At 62.9% G+C, this 22,585-nt stretch carries 21 protein-coding genes and 4 pseudogenes; 13 read left to right on the top strand and 12 right to left on the bottom strand.

Features of this window, described 5'->3' with window-relative positions:
* Positions 1-7 precede the first annotated feature (7 nt).
* From ACZ1HK_RS09425 to cobU, 3 genes are read right to left on the bottom strand one after another with little or no spacing between them, the layout of a single operon-like run.
* Positions 8-691, bottom strand: coding sequence for a glutathione S-transferase (locus ACZ1HK_RS09425; RefSeq protein ID WP_472628504.1), 684 nt, complete (start codon positions 689-691; stop codon positions 8-10).
* A gap of 58 nt (positions 692-749) precedes the next feature.
* A complete protein-coding gene (locus ACZ1HK_RS09420; protein WP_472628503.1) occupies positions 750-1,328 on the bottom strand; it encodes a histidine phosphatase family protein in 579 nt (192 codons plus the stop codon).
* Entirely contained in the window at positions 1,322-1,873 is a 552-nt protein-coding gene (gene cobU, locus ACZ1HK_RS09415) for a bifunctional adenosylcobinamide kinase/adenosylcobinamide-phosphate guanylyltransferase (protein WP_472630810.1), read from the bottom strand. The genes ACZ1HK_RS09420 and cobU overlap by 7 nt, the downstream gene beginning before the upstream one ends.
* 103 nt (positions 1,874-1,976) lie before the next feature.
* Between cobU and ACZ1HK_RS09410 the strand changes: the two genes are divergently transcribed.
* From ACZ1HK_RS09410 to ACZ1HK_RS09380, 7 genes and pseudogenes are all read left to right on the top strand, one after another.
* Positions 1,977-2,858 carry an RNA polymerase factor sigma-32 gene (locus tag ACZ1HK_RS09410; RefSeq protein WP_472628502.1) on the top strand — a complete coding sequence of 294 codons (882 nt, stop codon included), beginning with the start codon at positions 1,977-1,979 and terminating at the stop codon, positions 2,856-2,858.
* 196 nt (positions 2,859-3,054) lie between these two features.
* Positions 3,055-4,256 (top strand): annotated as a pseudogene (coaBC, locus tag ACZ1HK_RS09405) (bifunctional phosphopantothenoylcysteine decarboxylase/phosphopantothenate--cysteine ligase CoaBC).
* An 18-nt stretch (positions 4,257-4,274) separates the two neighbouring features.
* Positions 4,275-4,740: pseudogene (gene dut / locus ACZ1HK_RS09400) on the top strand (dUTP diphosphatase).
* Positions 4,740-5,792 (top strand): HesA/MoeB/ThiF family protein, encoded by a 1,053-nt coding sequence (locus ACZ1HK_RS09395; RefSeq protein WP_472628501.1) that lies wholly within the window; start codon positions 4,740-4,742, stop codon positions 5,790-5,792. Before dut ends, ACZ1HK_RS09395 begins: the two are co-directional and overlap by 1 nt.
* 65 nt (positions 5,793-5,857) lie before the next feature.
* Positions 5,858-6,646, top strand: coding sequence for a transporter substrate-binding domain-containing protein (locus ACZ1HK_RS09390; protein WP_472628500.1), 789 nt, complete (start codon positions 5,858-5,860; stop codon positions 6,644-6,646).
* 39 nt (positions 6,647-6,685) lie between these two features.
* On the top strand, positions 6,686-7,483 hold the full coding sequence (locus tag ACZ1HK_RS09385; RefSeq protein WP_472628499.1) for an amino acid ABC transporter permease: 798 nt from the start codon (positions 6,686-6,688) through the stop codon (positions 7,481-7,483).
* Between the two features lie 51 nt (positions 7,484-7,534).
* Positions 7,535-9,553: a M3 family metallopeptidase gene (locus ACZ1HK_RS09380; RefSeq protein ID WP_472628498.1), complete on the top strand. Its 2,019-nt coding sequence runs from the start codon at positions 7,535-7,537 to the stop codon at positions 9,551-9,553.
* A gap of 211 nt (positions 9,554-9,764) precedes the next feature.
* Here ACZ1HK_RS09380 and ACZ1HK_RS09375 read toward each other — a convergent pair whose 3' ends face one another.
* Positions 9,765-10,292 carry an SH3 domain-containing protein gene (locus ACZ1HK_RS09375; protein ID WP_472628497.1) on the bottom strand — a complete coding sequence of 176 codons (528 nt, stop codon included), beginning with the start codon at positions 10,290-10,292 and terminating at the stop codon, positions 9,765-9,767.
* A 133-nt stretch (positions 10,293-10,425) separates the two neighbouring features.
* Between ACZ1HK_RS09375 and ACZ1HK_RS09370 the strand changes: the two are divergent.
* The 6 genes and pseudogenes from ACZ1HK_RS09370 (at position 10,426) to ACZ1HK_RS09345 (ending at position 16,490) form a co-directional block, all read left to right on the top strand.
* Positions 10,426-11,413, top strand: a pseudogene (locus ACZ1HK_RS09370) (2-hydroxyacid dehydrogenase).
* A complete protein-coding gene (locus tag ACZ1HK_RS09365) occupies positions 11,410-12,351 on the top strand; it encodes a hypothetical protein (protein WP_472628496.1) in 942 nt (313 codons plus the stop codon). Before ACZ1HK_RS09370 ends, ACZ1HK_RS09365 begins: the two are co-directional and overlap by 4 nt.
* Entirely contained in the window at positions 12,348-12,818 is a 471-nt protein-coding gene (locus ACZ1HK_RS09360; protein WP_472628495.1) for a hypothetical protein, read from the top strand. The genes ACZ1HK_RS09365 and ACZ1HK_RS09360 overlap by 4 nt, the downstream gene beginning before the upstream one ends.
* Before the next feature lie 80 nt (positions 12,819-12,898).
* On the top strand, positions 12,899-13,450 hold the full coding sequence (locus ACZ1HK_RS09355) for a hypothetical protein (RefSeq protein ID WP_472628494.1): 552 nt from the start codon (positions 12,899-12,901) through the stop codon (positions 13,448-13,450).
* Positions 13,451-13,559: 109 nt separating this feature from the next.
* Positions 13,560-16,060: pseudogene (locus ACZ1HK_RS09350) on the top strand (GcvT family protein).
* Positions 16,023-16,490, top strand: a complete 468-nt coding sequence (locus tag ACZ1HK_RS09345; protein ID WP_472628493.1) for a hypothetical protein — start codon at positions 16,023-16,025, stop codon at positions 16,488-16,490. Before ACZ1HK_RS09350 ends, ACZ1HK_RS09345 begins: the two are co-directional and overlap by 38 nt.
* A gap of 145 nt (positions 16,491-16,635) precedes the next feature.
* Here the strand turns inward: ACZ1HK_RS09345 and ACZ1HK_RS09340 are convergent, their stop codons facing one another.
* From ACZ1HK_RS09340 to ACZ1HK_RS09305, 8 genes are all read right to left on the bottom strand, one after another.
* Positions 16,636-17,103, bottom strand: a complete 468-nt coding sequence (locus tag ACZ1HK_RS09340) for a hypothetical protein (RefSeq protein WP_472628492.1) — start codon at positions 17,101-17,103, stop codon at positions 16,636-16,638.
* Positions 17,104-17,169: 66 nt separating this feature from the next.
* Positions 17,170-17,694, bottom strand: a complete 525-nt coding sequence (locus tag ACZ1HK_RS09335; protein WP_472628491.1) for a dihydrofolate reductase family protein — start codon at positions 17,692-17,694, stop codon at positions 17,170-17,172.
* A 111-nt stretch (positions 17,695-17,805) separates the two neighbouring features.
* On the bottom strand, positions 17,806-19,182 hold the full coding sequence (locus ACZ1HK_RS09330) for a patatin-like phospholipase family protein (RefSeq protein ID WP_472628490.1): 1,377 nt from the start codon (positions 19,180-19,182) through the stop codon (positions 17,806-17,808).
* A complete protein-coding gene (locus ACZ1HK_RS09325) occupies positions 19,131-19,646 on the bottom strand; it encodes a Crp/Fnr family transcriptional regulator (RefSeq protein WP_472628489.1) in 516 nt (171 codons plus the stop codon). The genes ACZ1HK_RS09330 and ACZ1HK_RS09325 overlap by 52 nt, the downstream gene beginning before the upstream one ends.
* A 135-nt stretch (positions 19,647-19,781) precedes the next feature.
* A complete protein-coding gene (locus tag ACZ1HK_RS09320; protein ID WP_472628488.1) occupies positions 19,782-20,447 on the bottom strand; it encodes a DUF938 domain-containing protein in 666 nt (221 codons plus the stop codon).
* The gene (locus tag ACZ1HK_RS09315; RefSeq protein ID WP_472628487.1) at positions 20,444-20,893 is read right to left on the bottom strand and encodes a hypothetical protein; all 450 of its coding nucleotides are present in this window, start codon (positions 20,891-20,893) and stop codon (positions 20,444-20,446) included. Before ACZ1HK_RS09315 ends, ACZ1HK_RS09320 begins: the two co-directional genes overlap by 4 nt.
* Positions 20,890-21,348: a hypothetical protein gene (locus tag ACZ1HK_RS09310; protein WP_472628486.1), complete on the bottom strand. Its 459-nt coding sequence runs from the start codon at positions 21,346-21,348 to the stop codon at positions 20,890-20,892. The genes ACZ1HK_RS09315 and ACZ1HK_RS09310 overlap by 4 nt, the downstream gene beginning before the upstream one ends.
* Positions 21,349-21,420: 72 nt before the next feature.
* Entirely contained in the window at positions 21,421-22,497 is a 1,077-nt protein-coding gene (locus ACZ1HK_RS09305; protein WP_472628485.1) for an NAD(P)/FAD-dependent oxidoreductase, read from the bottom strand.
* Positions 22,498-22,585 lie beyond the last annotated feature (88 nt).

Genomic DNA, 22,585 nt, shown 5'->3' with positions numbered 1-22,585 from the left:
ACGAACCTTAAGAGAAGGTCGGGAAGGGGATGCGTTCCAGAGGGGCCTTGTCGTAGACCGCGACCTCTGCATCCTCCACGAGCCCCTCCGCGCGCCAGCTGAGGAAGCCGGGATGCGTGGTCAGCGCCTTCGCGTATGTGGCGACGGTGTCGGACATCGGCAAGCCATAGGTCAGAAGGCGCGTGACGACAGGGGCGTAGAAGGCATCGGCGAGGGTGAAGTCGCCGTAAAGGAACGGCCCGCCGGAACGGTTCAAGGCGCGGGTCCAGACCTCTTCAATGCGTTCGACATCGGCAAGCACGTCGTCCGATGGCTCAAACCCGGCCCAGGCGGTGCGCAGGTTCATCGGGCAGGCGCCGCGGATTGCGGTGAAACCGGAATGCATTTCGGCGATGATGCTTTGCGCCTCGGCCCGTGCGACCGGGTCGGCGGGGAGCAGGCCCTTGTCAGGGAAGGCTTCGGCCAGATGCCAGCCGATGGCGAGGCTGTCGGTCAACATGCCTCCGTCGGGCGTGCGAACGGCGGGCACGGTGCGATGCGCGCCGAAGGTGGCCACGTCGTCGTAGAAGGTATCGGAATAGATGACCGCCGAATGCACGGAAACGGGGATGTCGAAAGGCGCAAAACTGAGCCAGCCGCGCAGCGACCAACTGGAATAGCTCTTTTGCCCGATAAGCAGAGAATATGTCATGGGCGCATCAATGCCGGGATTTGCGTGGGCGTCAAACCAAAGGGCCTGATGTGCTCCATCACGGGGTGTGATTGATTTGTTCCGCCCGCCAGATACCGTTGGTTTCAACAAGCATCGTCGCCGAAAGCGGGTCGATCTTGTGGCCCAATGCCTCATAGGGCGTCATGCCGGTGGCGTAGGCCATATGGCACAGGATGACACCGAAATGGGCGACGCAGATCAGATCGCCTTCCTGTTGCGCCAACACGTCATCCACTGCCCGCGCGACACGTCGCGTGACCGCATTCCAGCTTTCGCCTTTTGGGGGCGCGACATCGCCCGGTTCTTCCCAGAAGGCGCGGCTGAGCTCGGGATGGGTGGCGGCGACTTGTGTGAAATGCACGCCGTCCCAGTCGCCGAAGTTGAATTCCCGCAGGTCCGGGGCATGCGCAAGGCGCAGGCGGCCTGCTGCAACGGCATCTGCCGTGGCCACGGCCCGTTTCAGGTCGGACGAGATGATTGGCGCATCCGGGGGCAACCACGCGCTAAGGCGGGCTATGGCTGCATGGTCTGACAAATCAGCGGGTACGTCGCGCCATCCGGTGAACGTCTTTTGATGGGTTGGGCCATGGCGCACCCAGACCAGGCGCCTCACCATGGATCGTCCACATCATCGAGATTTGGCTGGCCTTTGAGCACTTGCGGCAGGCCTGCGCGGACATAGACGACCAGATCACATTCGGCTGCGATGCGTTGGTTGGCCTCGCCCTGTGCCCGCTGGAACGCCCGGGCCAGTGCGTTTTCCGGCACCACGCCGCCCGAGACATCGTTTGAGACCAGAACAACCGGCGCGCGCATCTGGATCAGCACGTCGATCAGCAGGTCCAATTCCTCCTGCCAGTCGCCATCGTCGATCATCAGGTTGGTCAGCCAAAACGTCACGCAATCCAAGAGCGCGACTTCGCCGCCCTCGATCTGCGCCAGGGCGCGGGCCGCATCATGGGGAGCTTCCACCGTGCGCCACCCCTGACCGACACGGCGTTCGCGATGGGCCTGGATTTTTTCGGACATCTCGCCATCCAGCATCTCAGCCGTGGCGATGTAGACTTTGGCCAAGCCGGATTGATGCACCATCCGTTCGGCAAAGGTGGATTTGCCGCTGGAGGCACCGCCAAGAACAAGGCTAAGGGGGGCAGACGCAATTTAATGTCCCGAATTGTGATCCAAACGTTTTTTACCTGCGTAACCCTATTTGAAAGCCGCCGAAACAGGCGTGTTCAGACAGGTTCAAAACCGGGGGGTCGTTATGGCATTGGATATGGGATCAGACCAGTCACTTTCCCGCCGCGCGATGAAGGCGGAATTGCTGGATGCAGAGACGGAATTGCGGCTGGCTTATGCCTGGCGCGATGAGCGGTGCGAAGAAAGCCTGCATCGTTTGGTGACAGCGTATATGCGCCTTGCCATTTCGATGGCCGCGAAATTCAAGCGTTACGGCGCACCGATGAATGACCTGATCCAGGAAGCGGGCCTTGGCCTGATGAAGGCCGCCGACAAATTCGATCCGGACCGCGGCGTGCGTTTCTCAACCTACGCGGTGTGGTGGATCAAGGCGTCGATCCAGGACTATGTGATGCGCAACTGGTCGATGGTGCGCACAGGCTCCACCTCTTCCCAGAAATCGCTGTTCTTCAACATGCGCCGCGTGCAAGCCCGGCTGGAGCGCGAGGCGATGCAGGTGGGCGAGACGCTCGACAAGCATCAGCTGCGCCAGATGATCGCAACGGAAGTCGGCGTTCCGCTGCACGATGTCGAGATGATGGAAGGGCGTCTTGCAGGCTCCGACTATTCGCTGAACGCCACGCAATCGGTCGATGACGAGGGCCGCGAGTGGATCGACGCGCTGGAAGATACCAGCGAGCAGGCGGAAGAGATTGTGGAAGCCGATCACGACCGCATGCAGCTGCGCGAATGGCTGATTACATCGATGAATGCCCTGAACGAGCGGGAACGGTTCATCGTGCGCGAACGCAAGTTGCGTGAAGACCCGCGGACGCTCGAAAGTCTTGGCAATGAGCTCGGCCTTTCCAAGGAACGTGTGCGCCAGTTGGAAGCCGCAGCCTTCGGCAAGATGCGCAAAACGCTTGAGGCGCAATCGAAGGAGGTTCGGTCATTTTTCGCCGTGTGATCCTCCATGCGCCATTGGTGCTGTTAGCTGGTCTTTTTGTGGTGACGCTGTTCGTGTCGCCACCGACCGCGTCGCCGATTGAAGCACCTTTGGCGATAGTCGCGCCCTGAAGCCCCCCATTTGTGCCGTCCCGAATCTGATTGAAGGGGCGCGGGCACGCGCCTAACGTGTGCGCGCGACGGCTAAGGGGCACAGAATGCTGACCAACAAGCGAATTCTCCTGATCATCGGGGGCGGCATTGCCGCGTTCAAATCGCTCGACCTGATCCGGCGCCTGCGGGATCAGGGCGCGACGGTCACGCCTGTTCTGACCAAAGCCGCCGAAGAGTTTGTGACACCTCTGTCAGCGTCTGCTCTGGCAGCCGAGAAGGTCTACCGCGATCTGTTCGATCTGACGGACGAGGCCGAGATGGGCCATATCGAGCTGTCGCGCGCGGCGGATCTGGTGGTGGTTGCCCCCGCCACAGCAGATTTGATGGCCAAGATGGCCCATGGCCATGCCAATGATCTGGCCTCCACTCTTTTGATGGCAACCGACAAGCGCGTGCTGATTGCGCCCGCCATGAACGTGCGCATGTGGGAGCATCCGGCGACCCAGCGCAATCTTGCGACTTTGCAGGGTGATGGTGTGCTGGTCGTTGGCCCCGACGATGGCAATATGGCCTGCGGGGAATTCGGCCCTGGCCGGATGAGCGAAGTGCCAGATATCGTCGCCGCTGTGGATGCAGCGCTGAGCGATGGGCCGTTGAAGGGAAAGCATGTGCTGGTCACCTCCGGCCCCACGCATGAGCCGATTGATCCGGTGCGATACATCGCCAACCGCTCCTCCGGTGCGCAGGGCGCGGCAATTGCTGCAGCCCTACGCGATCTAGGCGCATCAGTGCGGTTCGTGACCGGCCCGGCCTCGGTGCCACCCCCTGCGGGGGTTGAGGTTGTGCGGGTTGAGACGGCGGCCGAGATGGCCGCGGCCGTGGATGCGGCCCTCATCCAACTGACGCGGCTGTCTTCGCGGCGGCGGTAGCCGATTGGCGGGTGGAAAATGCCAGCGGGTCGAAGATGAAAAAGGACGGCAGCGGCAACGCCCCGGCGCTGGAATTTGCGGAGAATGTGGACATTCTTGCAAGTGTGTCGCAGCGGAGCGAAGGGCGGCCCTCGCTGGTGGTTGGCTTCGCGGCCGAGACCGATGATGTCGTCGCCAACGCCACAGCCAAACGTGCCCGCAAAGGCTGTGATTGGATCGTCGCCAACGATGTCTCGCCCGAGACTGGGATCATGGGCGGGGCAGAGAACCGGATCGTGCTGATTTCCCAAGACGGGGCCGAGGAATGGCCTAGGTTGGGAAAGGATGAGGTGGCTCGCCGCTTGGCTTCGCGGATCGCTGAGGCTTTGACGGCGTAGGATCGGGACGTCTGGGGGATGCAGGTGCCGGACATTGAGGTGATGCGAGAGGAATGGGCCGACGCCGAGGTCGCCCTGCCTGACTATGCAACGGCGGGTGCCGCCGGTGCCGATCTGCGTGCGAATTTCGCGGAACCAGACCGGGACGGGTTAGTCTTGGTCCCCGGTACGCGAGCGCTGGTGCCGACCGGTCTGCGGGTGGCGATCCCCGACGGGTTTGAGATGCAGATCCGCCCCCGGTCGGGCCTTGCGCTGAAGAACGGAGTGACGCTCGCGAATACGCCCGGCACCATCGACAGCGACTATCGGGGGCCCTGGGGGTGATCCTGATCAACCTTGGGCATGAGCCGTTCACGGTCGACCATGGCGCACGCATCGCGCAGGCGGTTGTGGCACCCGTGGTGACGGCGGATTACCGTTTGGTGGAGGCGCTGGCCGACACCGCGCGGGGGCTGGCGGGTTCGGGTCGACGGGAACGCGCTGATGCTGTTCGTTTTGTTTCTTGCGGCCGTGTTGTGGGGCATTGGCCATGTGATGAAGACGCCGGTTCAGGCGCGTCTCTACATGCTTGGCTTGCTGTACATTGCGGTGCTTGGCGTCCAGATCGCTTTGCCCCTCGGCCATCCCCTGCGCGAGGCAACCGGAGGGTCTGCGGCCCTGTGGCTTTTGCTTGGTGCGTTCGTCGCCCTTGTTCTGGGCTACCGCCTTGTGCTCGGGCGCATCCGCGGCCGCGCCGAAGAGATTGAAGCCGCGCGCGAGGCCGATACAGACCAGCCGGAAGGACCGTTTCGGGACGTGGAGTTGGAGCGTTACGCCCGCCACATCACTTTGCCCGATATTGGCGGCGGCGGGCAGCTTGCGCTGAAAAACGCGAAGGTACTGGTGGTGGGCGCAGGCGGGCTTGGCGCGCCGGTCCTGTTCTATCTGGCGGCTGCGGGTGTGGGGCGGATTGGGGTGATCGACCACGACGTTGTCAGCCTGTCGAACCTGCAACGCCAGATTATTCACACAGATGACCGCACGGGCATGCCCAAGGTCTTTTCTGCCGAAATGGCGGTGAAGGCTTTGAACCCTCATGTTGATGTGCGCCCTTACGATCGCGCGCTGACAGAGGATGTCGCAGAAGCACTTTTCGCTGATTTCGACCTGATCCTCGATGGAACGGACAGTTTTGAGGTGCGTGCCATGATCAACCGCGCTGCGGTGGCGGCTGGCCGGCCTGTGATTGCAGGGGCCATCGGCGCGTGGGAGGGGCAGATCACGATCTACGATCCCGCGGGCGGCGCGCCGTGCATGGCCTGCATCTTTCCCCACGCCCCGGCGCCGGACCTTGCCGCCACCTGTGCGGAAACCGGCGTGATTGGTGCGTTGCCGGGTGTGGTCGGGTCGATGATGGCGCTTGAAGCCGTGAAAGAGATCACCGGGGCGGGGGAGGGCCTGCGCAGGCGGATGCTGATTTACGATGCACTCCACGCCGAGACACGCACCATCAAGGTGCAGCGCAAGGCCGATTGCCCGGTTTGTGGCGCGCTCTAGGCGGGCGGGCCTTGTGCCTTGGTGCGGCTCGGCCATACTGACCTCAGAAAAACAGGAGTCTGACCATGAAGCACGTTGTTTTGGCCGCCTTGGCTGCACTTGTTCCGTTCGCCGCATCCGCTGATGGGCACTTACCCGACCTTGAAGGGCGCGAGATCGTTGTTGTGACGGAAAACGCCTACCCGCCGCTGCAATTCATTGACCCAGTTACGGGCATGGCCATCGGCTGGGAATATGATGCGTTGGAGATCCTGGCGGAGCGCTTGAACTTCACCCCGGTCATCGAAAACATCAGCTGGGACGCGATGATCCCGGCGGTGTCCGAGGGGCAATACGACATGGGCATGACCGGCATCACGATCCGCGAGGATCGCGACGAATTGGTCGATTTCTCAGCACCTTACATGGTCAGCCAGATGCGTATGTTGGTGGCCGCCGACGAAGACCGCTTTGCCACGGCAGAGGAATTCGGCGCGGATGAAGAGCTTCTGATCGGCTCTCAGGCCGGGACGACGCCGTTCTATGTTGGTGTCTACGACGTGCTCGACGGCGACGAAGGCAATCCGCGTATCGTGCTGTTTGAAACGATCCCAGCCGCGATCCAGGCGTTAATGACTGAGGACGTGGATATGGTTCTTGCGGACTCCGCGGGCGGGCAGGGCTATGTCAGCGCGAACCCGGACCGGTTGCAGATGATCGGGGATCCGCTGGGAACTGAGGAATTCGGCTTCATCTTCCCCAATGACAGCGATCTGGTCGCGGCCATTGATGCTGGCATCGAGTCGATGCGCGAGGATGGGACGCTCGCGGAACTCGACCAGCGTTGGTTCGTCGACTACGCACTTGGCCAGTAAAGCATTGGGCGCGCTGGGTTTTCCGGCGCGCCATACCCAATGATCTCCCCAACACCACGGGACAAGGATTTCCCCTGGTGGCTCGTCGCGCTTGGCGCGCTCGGGGTGTTTGCCGTGTGGCGGATGTGGGGTGATCCGGTCTACGAACAGCTTGTCGTCACCTTGCGGCGCGGTGTGGGCATTACGGTGATGGTCACGCTGGTGGGCTTCGCGATGGCGTCGCTGATGGGGATGGGGCTGGCGTTGATGAGCCTGTCGCGCAGCCTGTTTTTGCGCCAGATTTCAAGATTCTACGTGGAGATCGTGCGGGGCGTGCCGATCATCGTATTGCTGCTCTACGTGGCCTTCGTCTTCGCGCCCGCCTTGGTGGCAAGTTACAATTGGGTGGCCGAAAGCATTGGGGCTGACACAATCCGCACGCGGGATTTCCCGCTTCTCTGGCGGGCGATAATCGCGCTGGCGATTGGGTATTCGGCCTTCATAGCCGAAGTGTTCCGCGCAGGGCTGCAATCCATTGACAAGGGACAGTTGGAGGCAGCGGACGCACTTGGCCTAAGCCGTTGGAATCGCTTCAGACATATCGTTTTCCCGCAAGCCATTCGAACGATCCTGCCGCCCTTGGGCAATGACTTTGTGGCGATGGTAAAGGACTCGTCGTTGGTGTCCGTTTTGGGCGTTCTGGACGTGACGCAATTGGGCAAAGTGATTGCCGCGTCGAACTTTCGCTACTTCGAGACCTACAATGTCGTGGCGCTGATTTACCTGACCATGACCGTGACATTGTCTTTGCTTCTCAGGCGGTTAGAGGTTCGGTTGAGACAAAGTGAGCGGCGCTAGGATGCCCTTTCGCGCCGCCGCGCCTATCTGTGATCCAAAGGAGATCTGCCAATGACAAACCCATTGCTTGAGACCTGGGACACGCCATTCGAATTGCCGCCGTTCGAGCGGATCACCGACGTGGACTTTGCGCCTGCCATGGAGGCCGCAATTTCCGAGGCGCGCCAAGGGGTTATCGCGATTGCGGAGAACCCCGACGCGCCGACCTTCGAGAATACGATCGAGGCGTTGGAATTGTCTGATGCGCTTTTGAACAGGGTCGCGGGGTGTTCTACAACCTTGCCGGGTCGGATTCTGAACTCGGCGCGGGAGGAATTGCAGCGGGACTTTGCCCCGAAATTGTCGGCGCTGTCTTCGGAAATATCCAACAATTCAAAATTGTTCGCCCGAATTGATGATTTGTGGTCGCGTCGTAATGAGCTTGGCCTGAGCGATGAGCAGATGCGTGTGTTGCATCTGACCCGGCGCGGCTTTGTCCGCTCGGGCGCGGCATTGGAAGGGGATGCACGGGAACGGCTGACAGAGGTGATGGCGCGGCTGTCTGTTCTGGGGACATCGTTCACGCAGAACCTGCTCGCGGATGAGCGTAACTGGTTCATGCCATTGGAGGAATCCGATCTGGAGGGCCTGCCGGATTTCGTGGTTGATGCCGCCCGCGCGGCGGGGGAAGAGAAGGGCGCGAACGGGCCGGTGGTGACCTTGTCGCGGTCTTTGATTGTGCCGTTTTTGCAGTTTTCGCCCCGTCGGGATTTGCGTGAGACGGCTTACAAGGCCTGGGCGGCGCGCGGTGCAAATGGCGGTGAGACGGACAATCGGAAGATCGCGGCCGAGACCTTGGCGCTGCGCGATGAGCGCGCCAAGCTGTTGGGATATAACGATTTTGCGGCGTTCAAGCTGGAAACCGAGATGGCTGGATCGGCGGACAATGTGCGCGATTTGCTGATGGCAGTTTGGGAGCCGGCGAAGCGCCAAGCCGAGGTGGATGGCGAAATACTGGCTGCGATGATGGCCGAGGATGGCGTGAATGGGCCGTTGGAGCCTTGGGATTGGCGGTATTATTCGGAGAAGCGGCGCAAGGCGGAGCATGATCTGGATGAGGCGGCGTTGAAGCCGTATCTGTCGCTGGAGGCGATGATTGCGGCCTCGTTTGATTGCGCAAATCGGCTGTTCGGGCTGGAGTTCAAACCGCTGGATGTGGCCCTATACCACCCCGATGCGCGGGCGTGGGAGGTCACGAGAGATGGTGCGCATGTCGCTGTTTTCATTGGAGATTACTTCGCGCGCGGGTCGAAAAGATCGGGCGCCTGGTGCTCGGCCATGCGGTCTCAGAAGAAGCTCGGTGGCGATACCAGACCGATTGTTGTGAACGTGTGCAACTTCGCGAAAGGCGATCCGAGTTTGCTGTCTTATGACGATGCGCGGACGTTGTTTCACGAGTTCGGGCACGCGCTTCACCAGATGCTGAGCGACGTGACCTATGCGTCGATTTCGGGGACGTCCGTGGCGCGGGATTTCGTGGAATTGCCAAGCCAGCTTTACGAGCATTGGCTGGAAGTGCCTGAAGTTCTTGAGAAATTCGCGACGCATGTGGAGACCGGTAAGGCGATGCCGCAGGATATGCTGGAGCGGCTTTTGGCGGCGCAGACCTATGATATGGGCTTTTCGACGGTGGAATATGTCGCGGCAGCGTTGGTTGACCTGGATTTCCATGACGGTAATGCGCCAAATAACCCAATGGAATCGCAAGAGAAAACGCTGGAACGAATTGGGATGCCGCGCGCGATTGAGATGCGGCACCGGACCCCGCAATTCGCCCATGTCTTCTCGGGCGATGGCTATTCCAGCGGATACTACAGCTACATGTGGTCGGAAGTGATGGATGCGGATGCGTTCGAGGCCTTTGAGGAGGCCGGGGGCGCGTTTGACTTGAGTATGGCTAAGTCTCTGGAAAAGCACATTCTTTCGGCGGGAGGAAGCCAGGAAGCGGACGTGCTTTACACCGCGTTCCGGGGGCGGATGCCGGGTGTTGAGGCGTTGCTGAAGGGCCGTGGGCTGGATGATGCGGCGTGACGGGATCTGGTTAGCAGCTTTCGATTTCTGAAATCCTTGTCCGAGGCCGGCACCCGAAAAATCCTGACCAAGTGGTCACATCTGTGTCCATCTGGTCAGATTTTTCGCGAAAAATGCGATCATTTGGTCAGAGTTTTGCGGCCAATTCGGACCGTTTGGAAAGTGTGACCATCTGGCCGCTTCCTTGGACCGTCGGGCAGGTCTTTCAGTGTCAGTCGAACACCTCACCCGGATCGACGCCCCAAAGCGCGGCGGTCTGGACCCATCCGCGATAGCCGCCGACCTCCATCAGACACCAATCGGGTTGGCATTCGTCGAGCCGCCCGGTGACGCCAAGTTCGGCATGGGCACGGATCGTCGAGGTCAGGTCAGGGCGGGAATAGAGCGGTAGCATGTCGATCTCGACAATGGCGGAGCGTTCACCCGAGAGAAGGGAGTAGTGCATCCAGCCGCCCGCGCCGTCGCGGTCGACCACGCGGCGCCAATGGCCGTGTTCGGCCACGATCATCATCGGCATGTTGCGGCGGGTGAAGACCCAGTCGATGCGGTGGGAACGGGACGGGCCGCGTCGCGCATTGCCCTCGGACGCGCGCATCGAGACGTAGCGCGGGATCGGGAAGCCGGTGACGGGGCCAACTCGTTCCGGCGCGGCTTCGGTCGTTTGGGCCACGGATTTGGTGGGCGCCAAGGCGAATGTGCAAAGGAGAAGTGTGACAAAGCCTGCGATGGCGTTGCGCATGGGGTCCTGCCTCGAATCCAATGACCCGTACTGGGCCAGACGTGTCCTCAATCGTTCCAGTGATCTTGCGCCACCGGTAACGATAGGAGAGTGTCACGGGAGAGGGCCAAAACCAAGCGTTCGGAGAAGAAGCATGGCAGGTGAGCGGTTAAGTGTTGTCGTTACGCGACGGTTGCCAGAGGCGGTCGAGACACGGATGAGCGAATTGTTCGACGTGGAATTGCGCGAAGATGACAGCCCGATGAGCCGCGAAGATCTGGTGGCCGCGATGGGGCGGGCGGATGTTTTGGTGCCCTGTATCGCGGACAAGATCGACGGTGGGATGCTGGGCCAGGCCCGGGATCGGCTGAAGCTGATCGCGAATTTTGGCGCGGGTGTGGACCATATTGATGTGTCCACTGCGCAGCAAAGGGGCATTTTGGTAAGCAATACGCCCGGCGTGATGACGGACGACACCGCCGACATGGTCATGGCGCTGATGCTTGGTGTGTTGCGGCGGCTGCCCGAGGGCATGGCCACGATGCAGGCCGGAAACTGGGAGGGGCTGGTCGCCAACGGCGTTCATGGGCGGGCGCATTGCGGGCAAGCGGCTGGGTATTCTGGGCATGGGCCGGATCGGGCAGGCGGTGGCGCGGCGGGCGGCGGCGTTCGGGATGCAGGTGCACTACCACAACCGGCGTAGGCTGCATTCCGAGACGGAGACCGAGTTGCAGGCGACCTATTGGGAAAGCCTCGACCAGATGATCGCGCGAATGGATGTGGTGAGCGTGAACTGCCCCCACACGCCGAGCACCTTCCACCTGATGAATGCGCGGCGGCTGAAGCTGATGAAGCCGGAGGCGGTGATCGTGAACACTTCACGTGGTGAGGTGATTGACGAGAATGCGCTGACGCGGATGTTGCGCGCGGGTGAGATTGCGGGGGCGGGTCTGGACGTGTTCGAGAAGGGGCGCGAGGTGAACCCGCGCCTGCGCGATCTGCAGAACGTCGTGTTGCTGCCTCATATGGGATCGAGCACACGCGAGGGGCGGATTGAGATGGGCGAGAAGGTTCTGATCAATATCAAGACCTTCGCTGATGGGCACAGGCCGCCGGATCTGGTTGTGCCGAGCATGCTGTGACTGAGCGCAGGGAACCCCCGCTAAAGGCGCCGGAGCGACCGGTGGAGGCGGAGCGCCCTGTTTTGCAGGGCGAGCGTCGGGGTGACGCGCCCAAAGGGCAGAGGGCCGGGTTGCGGCCTGTGATCTTTGCGATTGTCGGCTTGGTGTGTCTGGTCGTGGGCGCGTGGGACCTTGTGCGGGGCGGCGGGATAAACCCGGCCTTGCCGCCAGCGGTTGCAGCGGCGGAGGATGTCGCCGTGGTGACGGCGGGGGTCTACGTGAGCTTGCGCGCGATCAACGCGGCTTTGTCGGCGGCGCAGGAGGTGGAGGTCGGCGCCTCCATCGGGGCGCAGGCGAGCTTGCAGCCGTTGAAGGTGTTGGAGCCGGTTGATGACACGGTGGAGCGGGTCGCGGATGTGGTGTTCGCTGTGGCCGCGGGGGCGGCGTTGGCGACGGTGGGTTTGCAGCCGGTGGCGGCGATCGGGTTGATCGTGTTGGGCGTGGGGCTGGTGGGCTACGGGCTGGGCCGTGGTTCCACGGCGCGGGCGAGTTTGCGGGCGGTGCGCTTGGGCGCGGCGTTGGGGTTGGTTTTGCCCTTGGTCTTCGCGGGCGGTGTCTGGCTGGGCGAGGTGGCCACGCAGGCGCAGTGGGACGCGGCGATGGCGGAGTTGGATGCGGTGGCCGGAGAGGCGCGGGTGCTGATCGGCGCAGGCGAGGGTGATTTGATCGACGCGGCTGAGGGCGGCGAGGGCATGCTGTCGGGTTTTATTTCGGCCATCACCGGCGCTCGTGACAGCGTGCAGGGCTATGTCGATGCGGCGGCGGTGTTCACACGGGAGGCGGATACACTGTTTTCGGCCACGCTGACGATTATTGGGATTTTCGTGCTGCGTGTGCTGGTGTTGCCGGTGCTTTTGTTGTGGTCGGTGATGGTGTTGGTGCGGCGGAGCGTGGAGTGAGCCTGAAACTCGGCGCGAAAACCTTCGATGTATCCCTTGAAGAAGATGGGACGGCCCTGGTGTTGGTCAGCGCCGAGCGCCCGCGGATTACGTTGAGGGAAAATGGCGTGGCGATGCCGGCCCTTCGGGCGGGCGCGTTGCCAGAAGAGATGTTGGCTTTTCTGGCCGGGTTTCTTGCGCGCGAGGAGGAGGCGCTGGCAAAGGCGCGACGCGAGACGGCGCGGCAATTGTGGGACGAATACGCGGGCAGTTGGCGTGAGGCGGGGGCCACAGACGTAGCGGATGTGGCCGGTTTTGCGGCGGCCTTGGGGAATGCGGAGATCGCCTTCTATGTCGGCGAGGATTGGGGCGTGAACATGGCCGAGCTGGTTTGGGCCAACCGCGATCTGTTTCTGGGGCACACGATCTTCACGCAGGTTTATGAGCCAGAGGCCTGGCGGATGTTTGACGCCACGATTTTTGGGTGAGGATGGGGGAGACGCTGGGCTGACGCCCTCGCCCCTCCCGCCATCCCGTAGGGCGCCCGTTGGCAGTTGGAGGAATGCATTTGCGGTTTGTAGTGGGACTTGGGGTCGTGGCGCTGGTGGCAGCAGCCGTGGTTTGGATGCTTCGTGCGCCACCGGAACTGGAGGTTCGGGTCAGCCAAGCGGAGGTGCGGGCGGCTTTGGACGCGGCCTTGGCGGAGGATCCGCATGTTGGGCGTTTGCCGAGAGTGCGGTTTTCACAACTGACGGTCGAAGACGAGGACGGCCTCATCCTGGTGGGGGAGGGGCGCTGGTTCAGTATCGGGGCGGGCGGTGTCGTTCCGCCCGATGTGGCATTGCGCGTGGAAATCCCCGCTGACCCGGCGGCCTGGACGGTCCGCGCCGGCGGTCTGGCTGTCACCCGCGTCGCTTTGGAGGACGCGGAGCGGCTTGCCTTTGACGGCGGTGCCGCCCGCCCCGAAAGTGAGGCCAATCGCGCAGGCTGGGAACGATTGATCGTGTCGCTATTTGGTCGGATGGACAGCTTTGGCGATCAACGTCTGGGGCTCGCGGATTGGGGCATTGTCGCGGTGGAGTCGGACGCGCAGGGCCTTCTGTTCACATTGCGCAGATAGGGCGCCGCGAAAGATGTCGTTTTCCCGCCGGTTTCGGTCGGGTGGGTAAGGCGTGGTGCGCCACTATGGGGCAGGTAGGTTTGTGATCAGACTTGCCGGAGCGACGCCGATGAAAACCCAAGTGAAAGCCCTTGTTGTTGGCGGCGGTGCCGTTGGCACGTCGATTGCCTATCACCTCGCCAAGGCGGGCTGGGACGATGTGATGCTGCTGGAGCGGGACGAGCTGACAAGCGGATCGACGTGGCACGCAGCGGGATTGCTGCCCTTGTTCAACATGTCCTACGCGACGACGCATATCCACGACTACTCGGTCAAATTCTACAAGACGCTGGAGGAAGAGACCGGGCTGAACGCGGGCTTTGCCGTGGTGGGCAACCTGCGGATGGCGCAGACGCAGGAGCGGATGGATGAGTATATGCTCTATGCTTCGACTGCTGAGACCGTGGGTGTGCCGTTTGAGTGGCTGACGCCGGAGGAGATCAAGGCGCGCTGGCCGCTGATCCGCACCGAAGATCTGAAGGGCGCGATTTACCATAGTACAGACGGCTACATTAACCCCGCGGATGTGACCATGGCGATGGCCAAGGGCGCGCGGCAAAGGGGTGTGGAGATTGTACGGAAGTGGCAGGCGGATGCGTTCGAGTGGAACGGCTCTGCCTGGGAAGTGACTGTGACGAGGATGGTCGAAAAGGGGGCAACCTTGTGCCCTCCGACGAGACCCAAGTGATCACGGCCGAGCATGTGGTGACGGCGAGCGGCAACCACGTGCAGCGGACCGCGAAGATGTTGGGCATCAAGATGCCTGCGGTGCCGGTGGAGCATCAGTTCATCGTGATGGATCAGGACCCGGCTCTGGTGGACTGGCGCAAGGAGAATCCTGAGCATCCGGTGATCCGGGACGCCGATGCGCAAAGCTATGTGCGTGAAGAGCGGGGCGGTTGGATTCTGGGGGTCTACGAGAAGGGCGCGCCGGCGTGTTTTGAGCATGGGGTGCCGGACAGCTTCCGCGCCGATCTGTTCCCGCTCGATCTGGAGCGGATCGAAGAGCAGTATATGGCGATGATCCACCGTGTGCCCTCGTGTGAGGAGAGCGGACTGAAGGACGATTTCAACGGGCCGATTTGTTATACGCCCGATGGCAATCCGTTGGTTGGCCCCGCGCCGGGGTTGGAGAATATGTGGCTGGCCGAGGGGTTCAGCTTCGGGATCACGGCGGCCGGTGGCACGGGATATTACCTGGCGCAGATGATGGTCGACGGTGAGGCCGAGATCGACATGGCCTCGCTCGATCCCAAGCGCTACGGGCAGGACTGGATGACGACCGAATATGCCGCGCGGAAGAACGAGGAATGCTACGACCACGTCTACATCCTGCATCACCCGGATGAGGAGCGGGAGGCGTGCCGGCCTTTGCGGACAGCGCCGGCCTATGACCGGCAAAAGGCGGCGGGGGCGCAGTTTGGCTGTGTGAACGGGTTTGAGCGGCCGAATTATTATGGGCCGCTGGATGCGCCGACGTCCTTCGACAAGGACGCGCGGTCGTTCCGGCGCGGGGGCTGGTGGGAGTACGCCAAGGCCGAGGCGGAGGCGATCCGCGAGGGCGTGGGGCTGCTGGATGCGACGGCCTTTGCCAAGCACCGGATCAGCGGTCCGGGGGCGACGGGTTTCCTCGATTGGTTCACAACGAACAAGCTGCCCAAGGTTGGGCGGATCAACCTGACCTATGCGCTGACCGAAGCGGGGACGACGCGCACCGAATATACCATCGTGCGGGTGGCGGAGGATGATTATTACCTCGTCAGTGCAGGCGCATGGCACGCGTACGATCAGGATTACCTCTACAAGGCGATCATGGCCAAAGAGGACCGGTTCGGGCGGATCAACGAGGAAGATGTCACGACGAAATGGGGTGTCTTCGCGATTGCCGGGCCGAAATCGCGCGATGTGCTGAATGAGTTGGTGAAGGATGCGGACCCGGGATCGGTGTTGTCGAACAAGCGGTTCCCGTGGCTGTCCATGCGCAATATCGAGTTGGGCATGTGCCCGGTGCGCGCGATCCGTGTGGCCTATACGGGCGAGCTGGGGTGGGAACTGCACCACCCGATCGAGATGCAGAATTACCTTTGGGACCAGTTGGTTGCCGCTGGTGAGAAGCACGGGATGAAGCTGGTTGGCGGGCGGGCGCAGAACTGGCTCAGGCAGGAAAAGAGCTACCGCGCGTTCGGGACGGAGTTGGGCCGGGATGCGACGCCTTTGGAGGCGGGGCTGGATCGGTTTGTCGATCTGGAGAAGGATTTCCACGGCAAGGATGCGATGGTTGCGACCGGTGTGCGGTCGAAATGTGTGACGGTTCTGATTGACGGGCCTGAGGACGCGGATCCTTGGGGGCGTGAGGCTTTGTTGGTCGATGGTGAGAAGGTCGGACGCCTGACCTCGGGCGGGTATTCCGTGGCCTTTGGCAAGCAGATCGGGATGGGCTACGTTCGGCCAGACCTTGCGGAGGTCGGCACCAAATTGAAGGTGCGGATGTTCCGCGAGCTTTGGGATGCGGAAGTCGTGGAGGACAGCCCCTATGATCCGAAGAATGCGGTTATCCGGGTGGACGGTTAGCGTCTTTGCCCTTGCCTTGATGGTTATGGCTGGTCCGGCTTTGGCCGACCGGCCCGGCTTTGCGAGCCCGAGCGGGAATATCACCTGCTATCTGGAAGATGATTGGGACCGGCCATTGCCGCCTCAGGAGCGGTCTTTCGTGTGTTTGGTGTTCGAGGCGAGTTGGACGCCGCCGAATGACTATGGGGATGACGATCCGACCTGTGATCTGGACCGGACGCGGACCATCGTGTTGCCGCCCAATGGCCCGGCGCGGGAGCGGTGGACATGCCATGGCGATGTGTTCTGGCCGATTCATGGCGCGATTGGCTATGGGTCGGCTTGGTCGGTTCTGGGGTTCGATTGCCAGATGGCCGAGACCGGCGTGACCTGCCAGAACGCTCGTGGGAACGGGTTTGCCGTGCGGCGGGCAGCGCGGACGCTTTATTGAGGGGGATGGGGGAGACGCTTGCGCCAAAGGCGCGTCGCCTTGCCCGGGGCTCTGCCCGTTCGACACTCGATCTCTCCGCCGGTGAGATCGCCGCATTCGCGAACCGTGCCGAACCCCACCGTCCCGCAACGTAGGCGCGCGATATTCACTGCCCCATCAGCGCAGTCATCACCGCCGGGTCCATCATCGCCGCCATCAGCCCGCTTTCGGACATCTGCTGGATTGCCAATTCGGCGCTGCCGCAGGTCTGACCGGTTGCGGCGGCGAAATCTGCGCTGATCGGGACGGGTGTGACGGTTGAGAGTTGGGTGAGCGAAGTGATCTCAATCTCAGAGAAAGCCTCCATCTCGGCGATGTAGCTGGTCACGGCCTCATCCCCGCCTTCGGCGCGGATCGCGTCGAGCGTGCAGGCGGCGGCTTCGCGCATCTCCGGGCTCCAGGCCCAGTCGGGCATGACATCCGCCAGGGAGGGGACGGTGGCGACCAAGTAGGCCTCCATATTCTGGCCTGCGGCCTCAGTTGCCGTGGCGAGGCGGTCGAGGTCTGATTGGGCCATGGCGGGCAGGGCGAGGGCGGCGGTCATGGCGCCGGCCAGCAGGGTCAGCTTGTACATAGGTGTGGTCCTTATCTGATGCCTCAATGCGCGCCACCATGACGGCGGCGCGCAAGGGGGCCAAGGTCAGGATATCCCGAAGGATTGGAACAGCAGGTTATTGCCGTAATCCGTCTGATCCATCGGCGCGAGGGCAAGGGGCGCTGTGAGGCCCGAGAAGAGCGGCGTGCCGCCCCCTAGGATCACCGGGGCGCGTTTGAGGCGCACCTCGGTCAGATGGCCAGCAATGGCGACGGCCCCGGCCAGGATACCGCCGCCGCAGAGATAAATCGGGCCCGTGGCCGTTTCGCGAAGGTCAGCGAGGCCGGAGAGATCGCGCCAGACTTCAACCTCTGCCCCAGCTGGCAGATCGAGGGTTTTGGACACCACGACCGACCGCAAGTGCGGGTAGGGATTTGCGCCCGGCTTTAACCCGAAGGCGTAGCCGAATTCATAGGTCGCCCGGCCCATAAGAGCCACGGCATAGGTGCCGAGGCGGTCGACGTAATCGTCCACGATTGGACCGGTGTGGGGAAAGGCGGACACGTCCGCATCACGGCCTGAAATGAAGCCGTCGGCGGAAACCGCCACGTCATAGATGATAGGTTGCAAGGGATTGCTCCGAAGATCAAAACAGCGCGCCCGTCAGGCGCGACAGAGTGTGTTCAGGCTGTCTTGATCATTGGCAGGGTCCTCCGGCTGGATGAACGCCTCGTAACCGAATTACGCTGCGCCGTCCACGGCGACGTCTGCAGGGCGCGATCCATCGGCTGCTTGGCGCAGGGCCGTGAGGGCGGTTTGATCGGCCTCGTCATCGCGGCCCCCAAAGATTTCAGCGGCCTTTTTGTAGGCAATCTCGTAGAACAGCTTGTGCTGGTTCCAGGCAAGAAACCCCGCACCTTTGAGGCCCGGCGGACGGATCATGAGATCGGTGGGATCAAGGTCTGTCAGCATATCGGACTGCCCCACCAGCAACGAGCGCATGACAGTGGAGATCACGCCCGGCACACGGGGGCCGGATTTCTTGCCAAACGGCACCACGGTTTTGCGAAGAAGCTCGGCCCGGCCGGGCAGCTTTTCGTAATCGACATGGACCAGCTTGTTGGTGGCCTTTTGCACGTTGACGATGACGTTTGGCCCGGATTTGAGCCCGTGCATCGTGCGGAAGGGCATATTGTCGATGCACCCGCCATCCACAAGCATCCGTCCATCGCGCGAGAAGAAGGGCGGCAGGACGCCGGGAATGGCGGAAGAGGCGCGGATCGCCTCCCATAACGGGCCGCGGCGGATCACGGTTTTCTCCATCGACGACAGATCGGCGGCGACGGCGTAATAGGGTGTCCAGAGATCCTCGATCGGGTCGTCGTAGAAATGCTCTCGCAGGGCGGCGTCGAGGACCTTGTGATCGAGGAAGGCGAATTTCGGGATCGTCACGCGGCGCATGGCGCCGGATTTCACAAAGATCTTCTCGACCCGGGGGCCAATTTCTTCGGCTGGAACACCCAGCGCAAAGGCCCCGCCCATGGCGGAGCCGACGGAGGTGCCGCCGATGATATCCACCGGCAGGCCCGCCTCGGCCATGGCGCGGAAGACGCCGACATGGGCCACGCCGAATGCACCACCACCGGACAGGACCATGCCAATCGCGCGGCCCGACAGGAACCGCCCAAGCCGCGCAATGTCGCCATCGCCGCCCGTCAGGGCCACGTGGTGATGCAGGAAGACCGGGCGGCTATCGAGCCAGCGGCCCGTACCTGCAGCCTTTTGCATCCGGTGCGGGTGCAGCAGAACCAGGCGGCGCTGGCTTTCGGGCAGGATCTGAAGGGCGAAGTCCTCAATCTCTGACGGGTCCTGATAGTTCACGGCTTGTGCCACGAACACGGCCTGATCGGCCTGTTTCAGCGCCGCACGTGACCAGTCGGACGCATCGGGATTGGCCACGAAGAGGACGATCTGCGCATTGCGTTCCTGCGCGTTCATCCAGGCGATGGCCTCGGGCGACTGGGGATCGGCACGGTCGCCGAGGGCGGCGCGGAAGTCGGCCTCTGTCACCAGCGCAATGGAGTGGTGGATCGAGACGGCGCGTGCGAGGTCGGGCACGAAGCGTTCCGGCAGCGGGGCATTTGCGCAAGGCAAAATGCAGAAGGTGCGCGCGGGGGGCGGCCCGGGTCAGGCACAACGCGCGCCGAGGTCTTGGCGAGACGATCCGCAAGCTCGGCCGCGATGGCTTGCGGCAGGCCTTCGACAGCGGTGCAGAGTTTGTCATAGGCGGGTCGATCAATGCGGTAGACAACGCTGTCGCGGGCCGCGACCACATCGGCGGTGCGGGTGCCGCCGGTCAGGAAGGCAATTTCACCGATCACCGAGCCCGCGCCAATTTCAGCCAGATCAATGCCGTCGCGTTCTACCCGGAAGCGCCCGGTTGAGACGAGGTACATGGCTTCAGCCTCGGACCCCGCCGTGATCAGCTTGGTGCCCCGTTCGACGGGAGTTTGCGAGAGCTGCGAGAGCGCGGGCCCTTCAAGCAGGGCAAACAGGCCCTCGGGTGCGAATTCGATTGTCATGTTCGCCTGTCGTCAGAATTCTGTTTGCCGGACCGCGCGTCTGCCGGGGCCCGAATAATTTCGCAGACCTTAAACGTGCCTTCGGAAAAAGCGAAAGGTTTCCTTCCGTTACGTTACGTTTCCGCGGGCGGGCGCCTAGGCCGGCTTGCGGGCCACCAACAGCAGGTTGTTTGCGGGCATGGCGCGCGGTGCGTCGGGGATCAGGCCCGCGCTGGCCCATATGTCGCGCACCCATTCCAGGTCTTTGTAGCCACGTTCCGGATGCTCCGCCCGGATGCGCGCGTCAAATGCCGTATCGCCGTCGCTGGTGGTCCGGCCGTCGCGCAGGAAGGGGCCGTAGACGGCTGCGCGGCCCTCAGGCGCAAGGGCTTGCGGCATCTCGGTCAGACAGGTCTGTGCCTCGACCTCTGTGACTAGGTGCAGGAGGTTGGCCAGAAAGATCAGGTCAGCCGGGCCGTGGGTTGCCGCCCAACCGGAGGTGCAGGCATCCAGCGGGAGCGGCGGTGCGATATTGGGGGATGGTTCCGCCTTGACCCAGGCGGTGATGGAGGCGCGGCGATCCGGGGCAGGATCGGTGGGCTGCCAGATCAGCCCCGGCATGGCAGGGGCAAAGCGGATCACGTGCTCGCCGGTGCCAGATGCGATTTCAAGCGCGCGGCCTTTGGCGGGCGCGATTTCTGCCAATGCTGTCGTCAGGTGGTCTCGGTTTCGCAGAGCGGCCGGAGCCGACAAACGGCCATCGGCATATTCGCCCCCCGCATAGCCCGTGTCGGGCCCACGCTTGGGCGGCGTATCGGTCACTGCTGTTGCATCAGGATTTGCATGGCGCCAGATTCGGCCATACGGGCCATGTAGACCTCCATCAGGCCGCAATCCGTCACGATTTGAAGCGCCTCGTCATCGGAAATGCCTGCGGGGTTCTCAACCGCCGCGCCGCCTTCGATCAACACGACGGGATCGATGCTTTCCAGCATCTCTTCCATCTCGGTCACCATATCGGCGACAGGCTCTTCACCGACGCGCCCGACATAGCCATCGTACATGCAGCTATAGGCGGCGAGCATCGGCTCGTCCCATTCCGGGGCGGGCAGATTGCCTTCGAGCGCCGGGATTTCTGCCACGAACGCGTCGTTCATCATGGCGTTCATGGCTTCGGCAACCGCTTGAAACCGGTCGAACGTGGATTGCGCCGAGGCGGTGAGCGGCAACAGGGCCAGGGCGGCCCCGATGGCGAGTGGGCGGATCATTGGTTTTGCAGGGCCTGCAACACGCCGGATTCGGCGAGGCGTGTCATCTCAAGCTCCAGCATTCCGCATTCGCTTTGGATCTGTTGTTGGCGCTGCGGGGTAAGCCCGTCGGGCAGTTGGCCCGAAAAGGAGCCGCCGAGAATATCGTTGGGCGAGGCGGATTGAACGGCGGTCTCGAAGCCGGACAGGAACACGGCCACGCCATCCGCGCCAACCTCCCCCTCATAGGCGCGCAGGATGCAGCGCCCGGCCCGGCGCATGGGGCGGTCCCAGGCGGTGTCGGGGAAGACATCGGCGGCGACGCCGTATTGGGCGGCGATGCCCTGGTAGGTGAGGGCCGTCACACGCTCACTCGCGGCTTCGAACCGGTCAAGCTCGGACTGCGCCAGGGCGGCGGTGGCGGGAAGGATCGTCAGCGCCGCGATACAGGCAGCGCGGAGGATGAGATGGGTCATGTCTCTCTCCATGTTGGGTTAGGGGCCAAGATAAGCCCATGGGCCGCGGCTGCAAGCGCGGGGTTTCCGCACCTAGCGCAATCGTGACGGGGAAAGGGAGGCCACGGTTCCCCTGTCGAGCACCGGCGCGCGGCCCGCAACGAGGTCGGCGAGCAGGGCCGAGGCCGCAGGTGCGGTCTGGAACCCGTAGCCGCCCTGGCCTGCAAACCAGAGGAAGTTGGGGTCGGCAGGCTCTGGCCCGATGACAAGGCTGCGATCGGGGGCGAAAGTCCGCAGACCGGCCCAGGAGGAGGTCACGCGCGTGACCTCTTCGGTGACGAAGGGCTGATAGAGGGCAATGCCTTCGGCGAGGGTGAGATCGTCGGTGAAGGCATCGTGGGGGTCGGCGGGGTCTTCCTCGGCCGGAGAGACCAGCCATGCGCCTGCGTCGGGCTTGGCATACCAGCTTTCGTTCACGCCAAAGAGCATGGGCCAGCGCGAGACGTCATGGCCACCCGGCGCAGGCATCCGCGCCATGGAGCGGCGGTAGGGTGTGAGGCCGATGGGCGGGATGCCCGCTAGGGCCGCGATCTGGTCGGCCCAGGCACCTGCCGCGTTGACAAGGGTGCGTGCCTCATAGGGGGTGGTTTCGGTTGTGACCTGCCAGCCGGTTACGGTGCGTGTGATTTTGCGGACGCGGGCCGCGGTTTCCAGCGCGCCGTTGTTGCGGATCTGGCGGGCGTAATGCTGAACCATACTGTCGGTGTCGATGTCCCAGGCCTCGGAATGATATGCGGCGGTGGTGACGTGGGCGGTGTCGAGGATTGGCACCATGCCATGTGCCTCAGCCGGGCTCAGCGGGGTGAGATGCATCTTGGTGCAATCGTTTGCGAAGGCGTCTTCATCGCCTTGCGTGGCCAGCAGCATCAGCCCACGCGGCGTGAGCAGCCCGCCGTCCAGCGTTTCGTGCGCGGTTCTTGAGGCAAGGTTCAGAGCAACGGTCGAGGGAAGGCCGTATTGCGCCTCATAGAGTGCGGCGGATCGGCCTGAGCTGTGATAGGCGAGCGCGCCTTCGGCTTCGAGCAGGCAAACGCTGCCAAGCTGCGCCAATTGTGCGCCTGCAGAGGTGCCCGCAATGCCGCCACCGATCACGAGAAAATCATAGGTCATGCCGGTTTGCGTCGCACGGGGTGCGCCGGCAAGCAAGGGGGCTCCGCCTCGCACTGCGCTGTCGCGCATTGGCTCGCCGGACCTGGCG

This window comes from Gymnodinialimonas sp. JB5-7 (genome assembly GCF_055693405.1).
The sequence above is the reverse complement of the archived record's forward strand: the minus strand, read 5'-3'. Positions and strand labels throughout refer to the sequence as shown.

Coding starts and splice junctions, on each gene's coding strand:
- ACZ1HK_RS09425 (WP_472628504.1), bottom strand. CDS start 691: ATGACATATTCTCTGCTTATCGGGCAAAAGAGCTATTCCAGTTGGTCG.
- ACZ1HK_RS09420 (WP_472628503.1), bottom strand. CDS start 1,328: ATGGTGAGGCGCCTGGTCTGGGTGCGCCATGGCCCAACCCATCAAAAG.
- ACZ1HK_RS09410 (WP_472628502.1), top strand. CDS start 1,977: ATGGCATTGGATATGGGATCAGACCAGTCACTTTCCCGCCGCGCGATG.
- ACZ1HK_RS09395 (WP_472628501.1), top strand. CDS start 4,740: ATGCTGTTCGTTTTGTTTCTTGCGGCCGTGTTGTGGGGCATTGGCCAT.
- ACZ1HK_RS09390 (WP_472628500.1), top strand. CDS start 5,858: ATGAAGCACGTTGTTTTGGCCGCCTTGGCTGCACTTGTTCCGTTCGCC.
- ACZ1HK_RS09385 (WP_472628499.1), top strand. CDS start 6,686: ATGATCTCCCCAACACCACGGGACAAGGATTTCCCCTGGTGGCTCGTC.
- ACZ1HK_RS09380 (WP_472628498.1), top strand. CDS start 7,535: ATGACAAACCCATTGCTTGAGACCTGGGACACGCCATTCGAATTGCCG.
- ACZ1HK_RS09375 (WP_472628497.1), bottom strand. CDS start 10,292: ATGCGCAACGCCATCGCAGGCTTTGTCACACTTCTCCTTTGCACATTC.
- ACZ1HK_RS09345 (WP_472628493.1), top strand. CDS start 16,023: ATGATCCGAAGAATGCGGTTATCCGGGTGGACGGTTAGCGTCTTTGCC.
- ACZ1HK_RS09340 (WP_472628492.1), bottom strand. CDS start 17,103: ATGTACAAGCTGACCCTGCTGGCCGGCGCCATGACCGCCGCCCTCGCC.
- ACZ1HK_RS09325 (WP_472628489.1), bottom strand. CDS start 19,646: ATGACAATCGAATTCGCACCCGAGGGCCTGTTTGCCCTGCTTGAAGGG.
- ACZ1HK_RS09315 (WP_472628487.1), bottom strand. CDS start 20,893: ATGATCCGCCCACTCGCCATCGGGGCCGCCCTGGCCCTGTTGCCGCTC.
- ACZ1HK_RS09310 (WP_472628486.1), bottom strand. CDS start 21,348: ATGACCCATCTCATCCTCCGCGCTGCCTGTATCGCGGCGCTGACGATC.
- ACZ1HK_RS09305 (WP_472628485.1), bottom strand. CDS start 22,497: ATGACCTATGATTTTCTCGTGATCGGTGGCGGCATTGCGGGCACCTCT.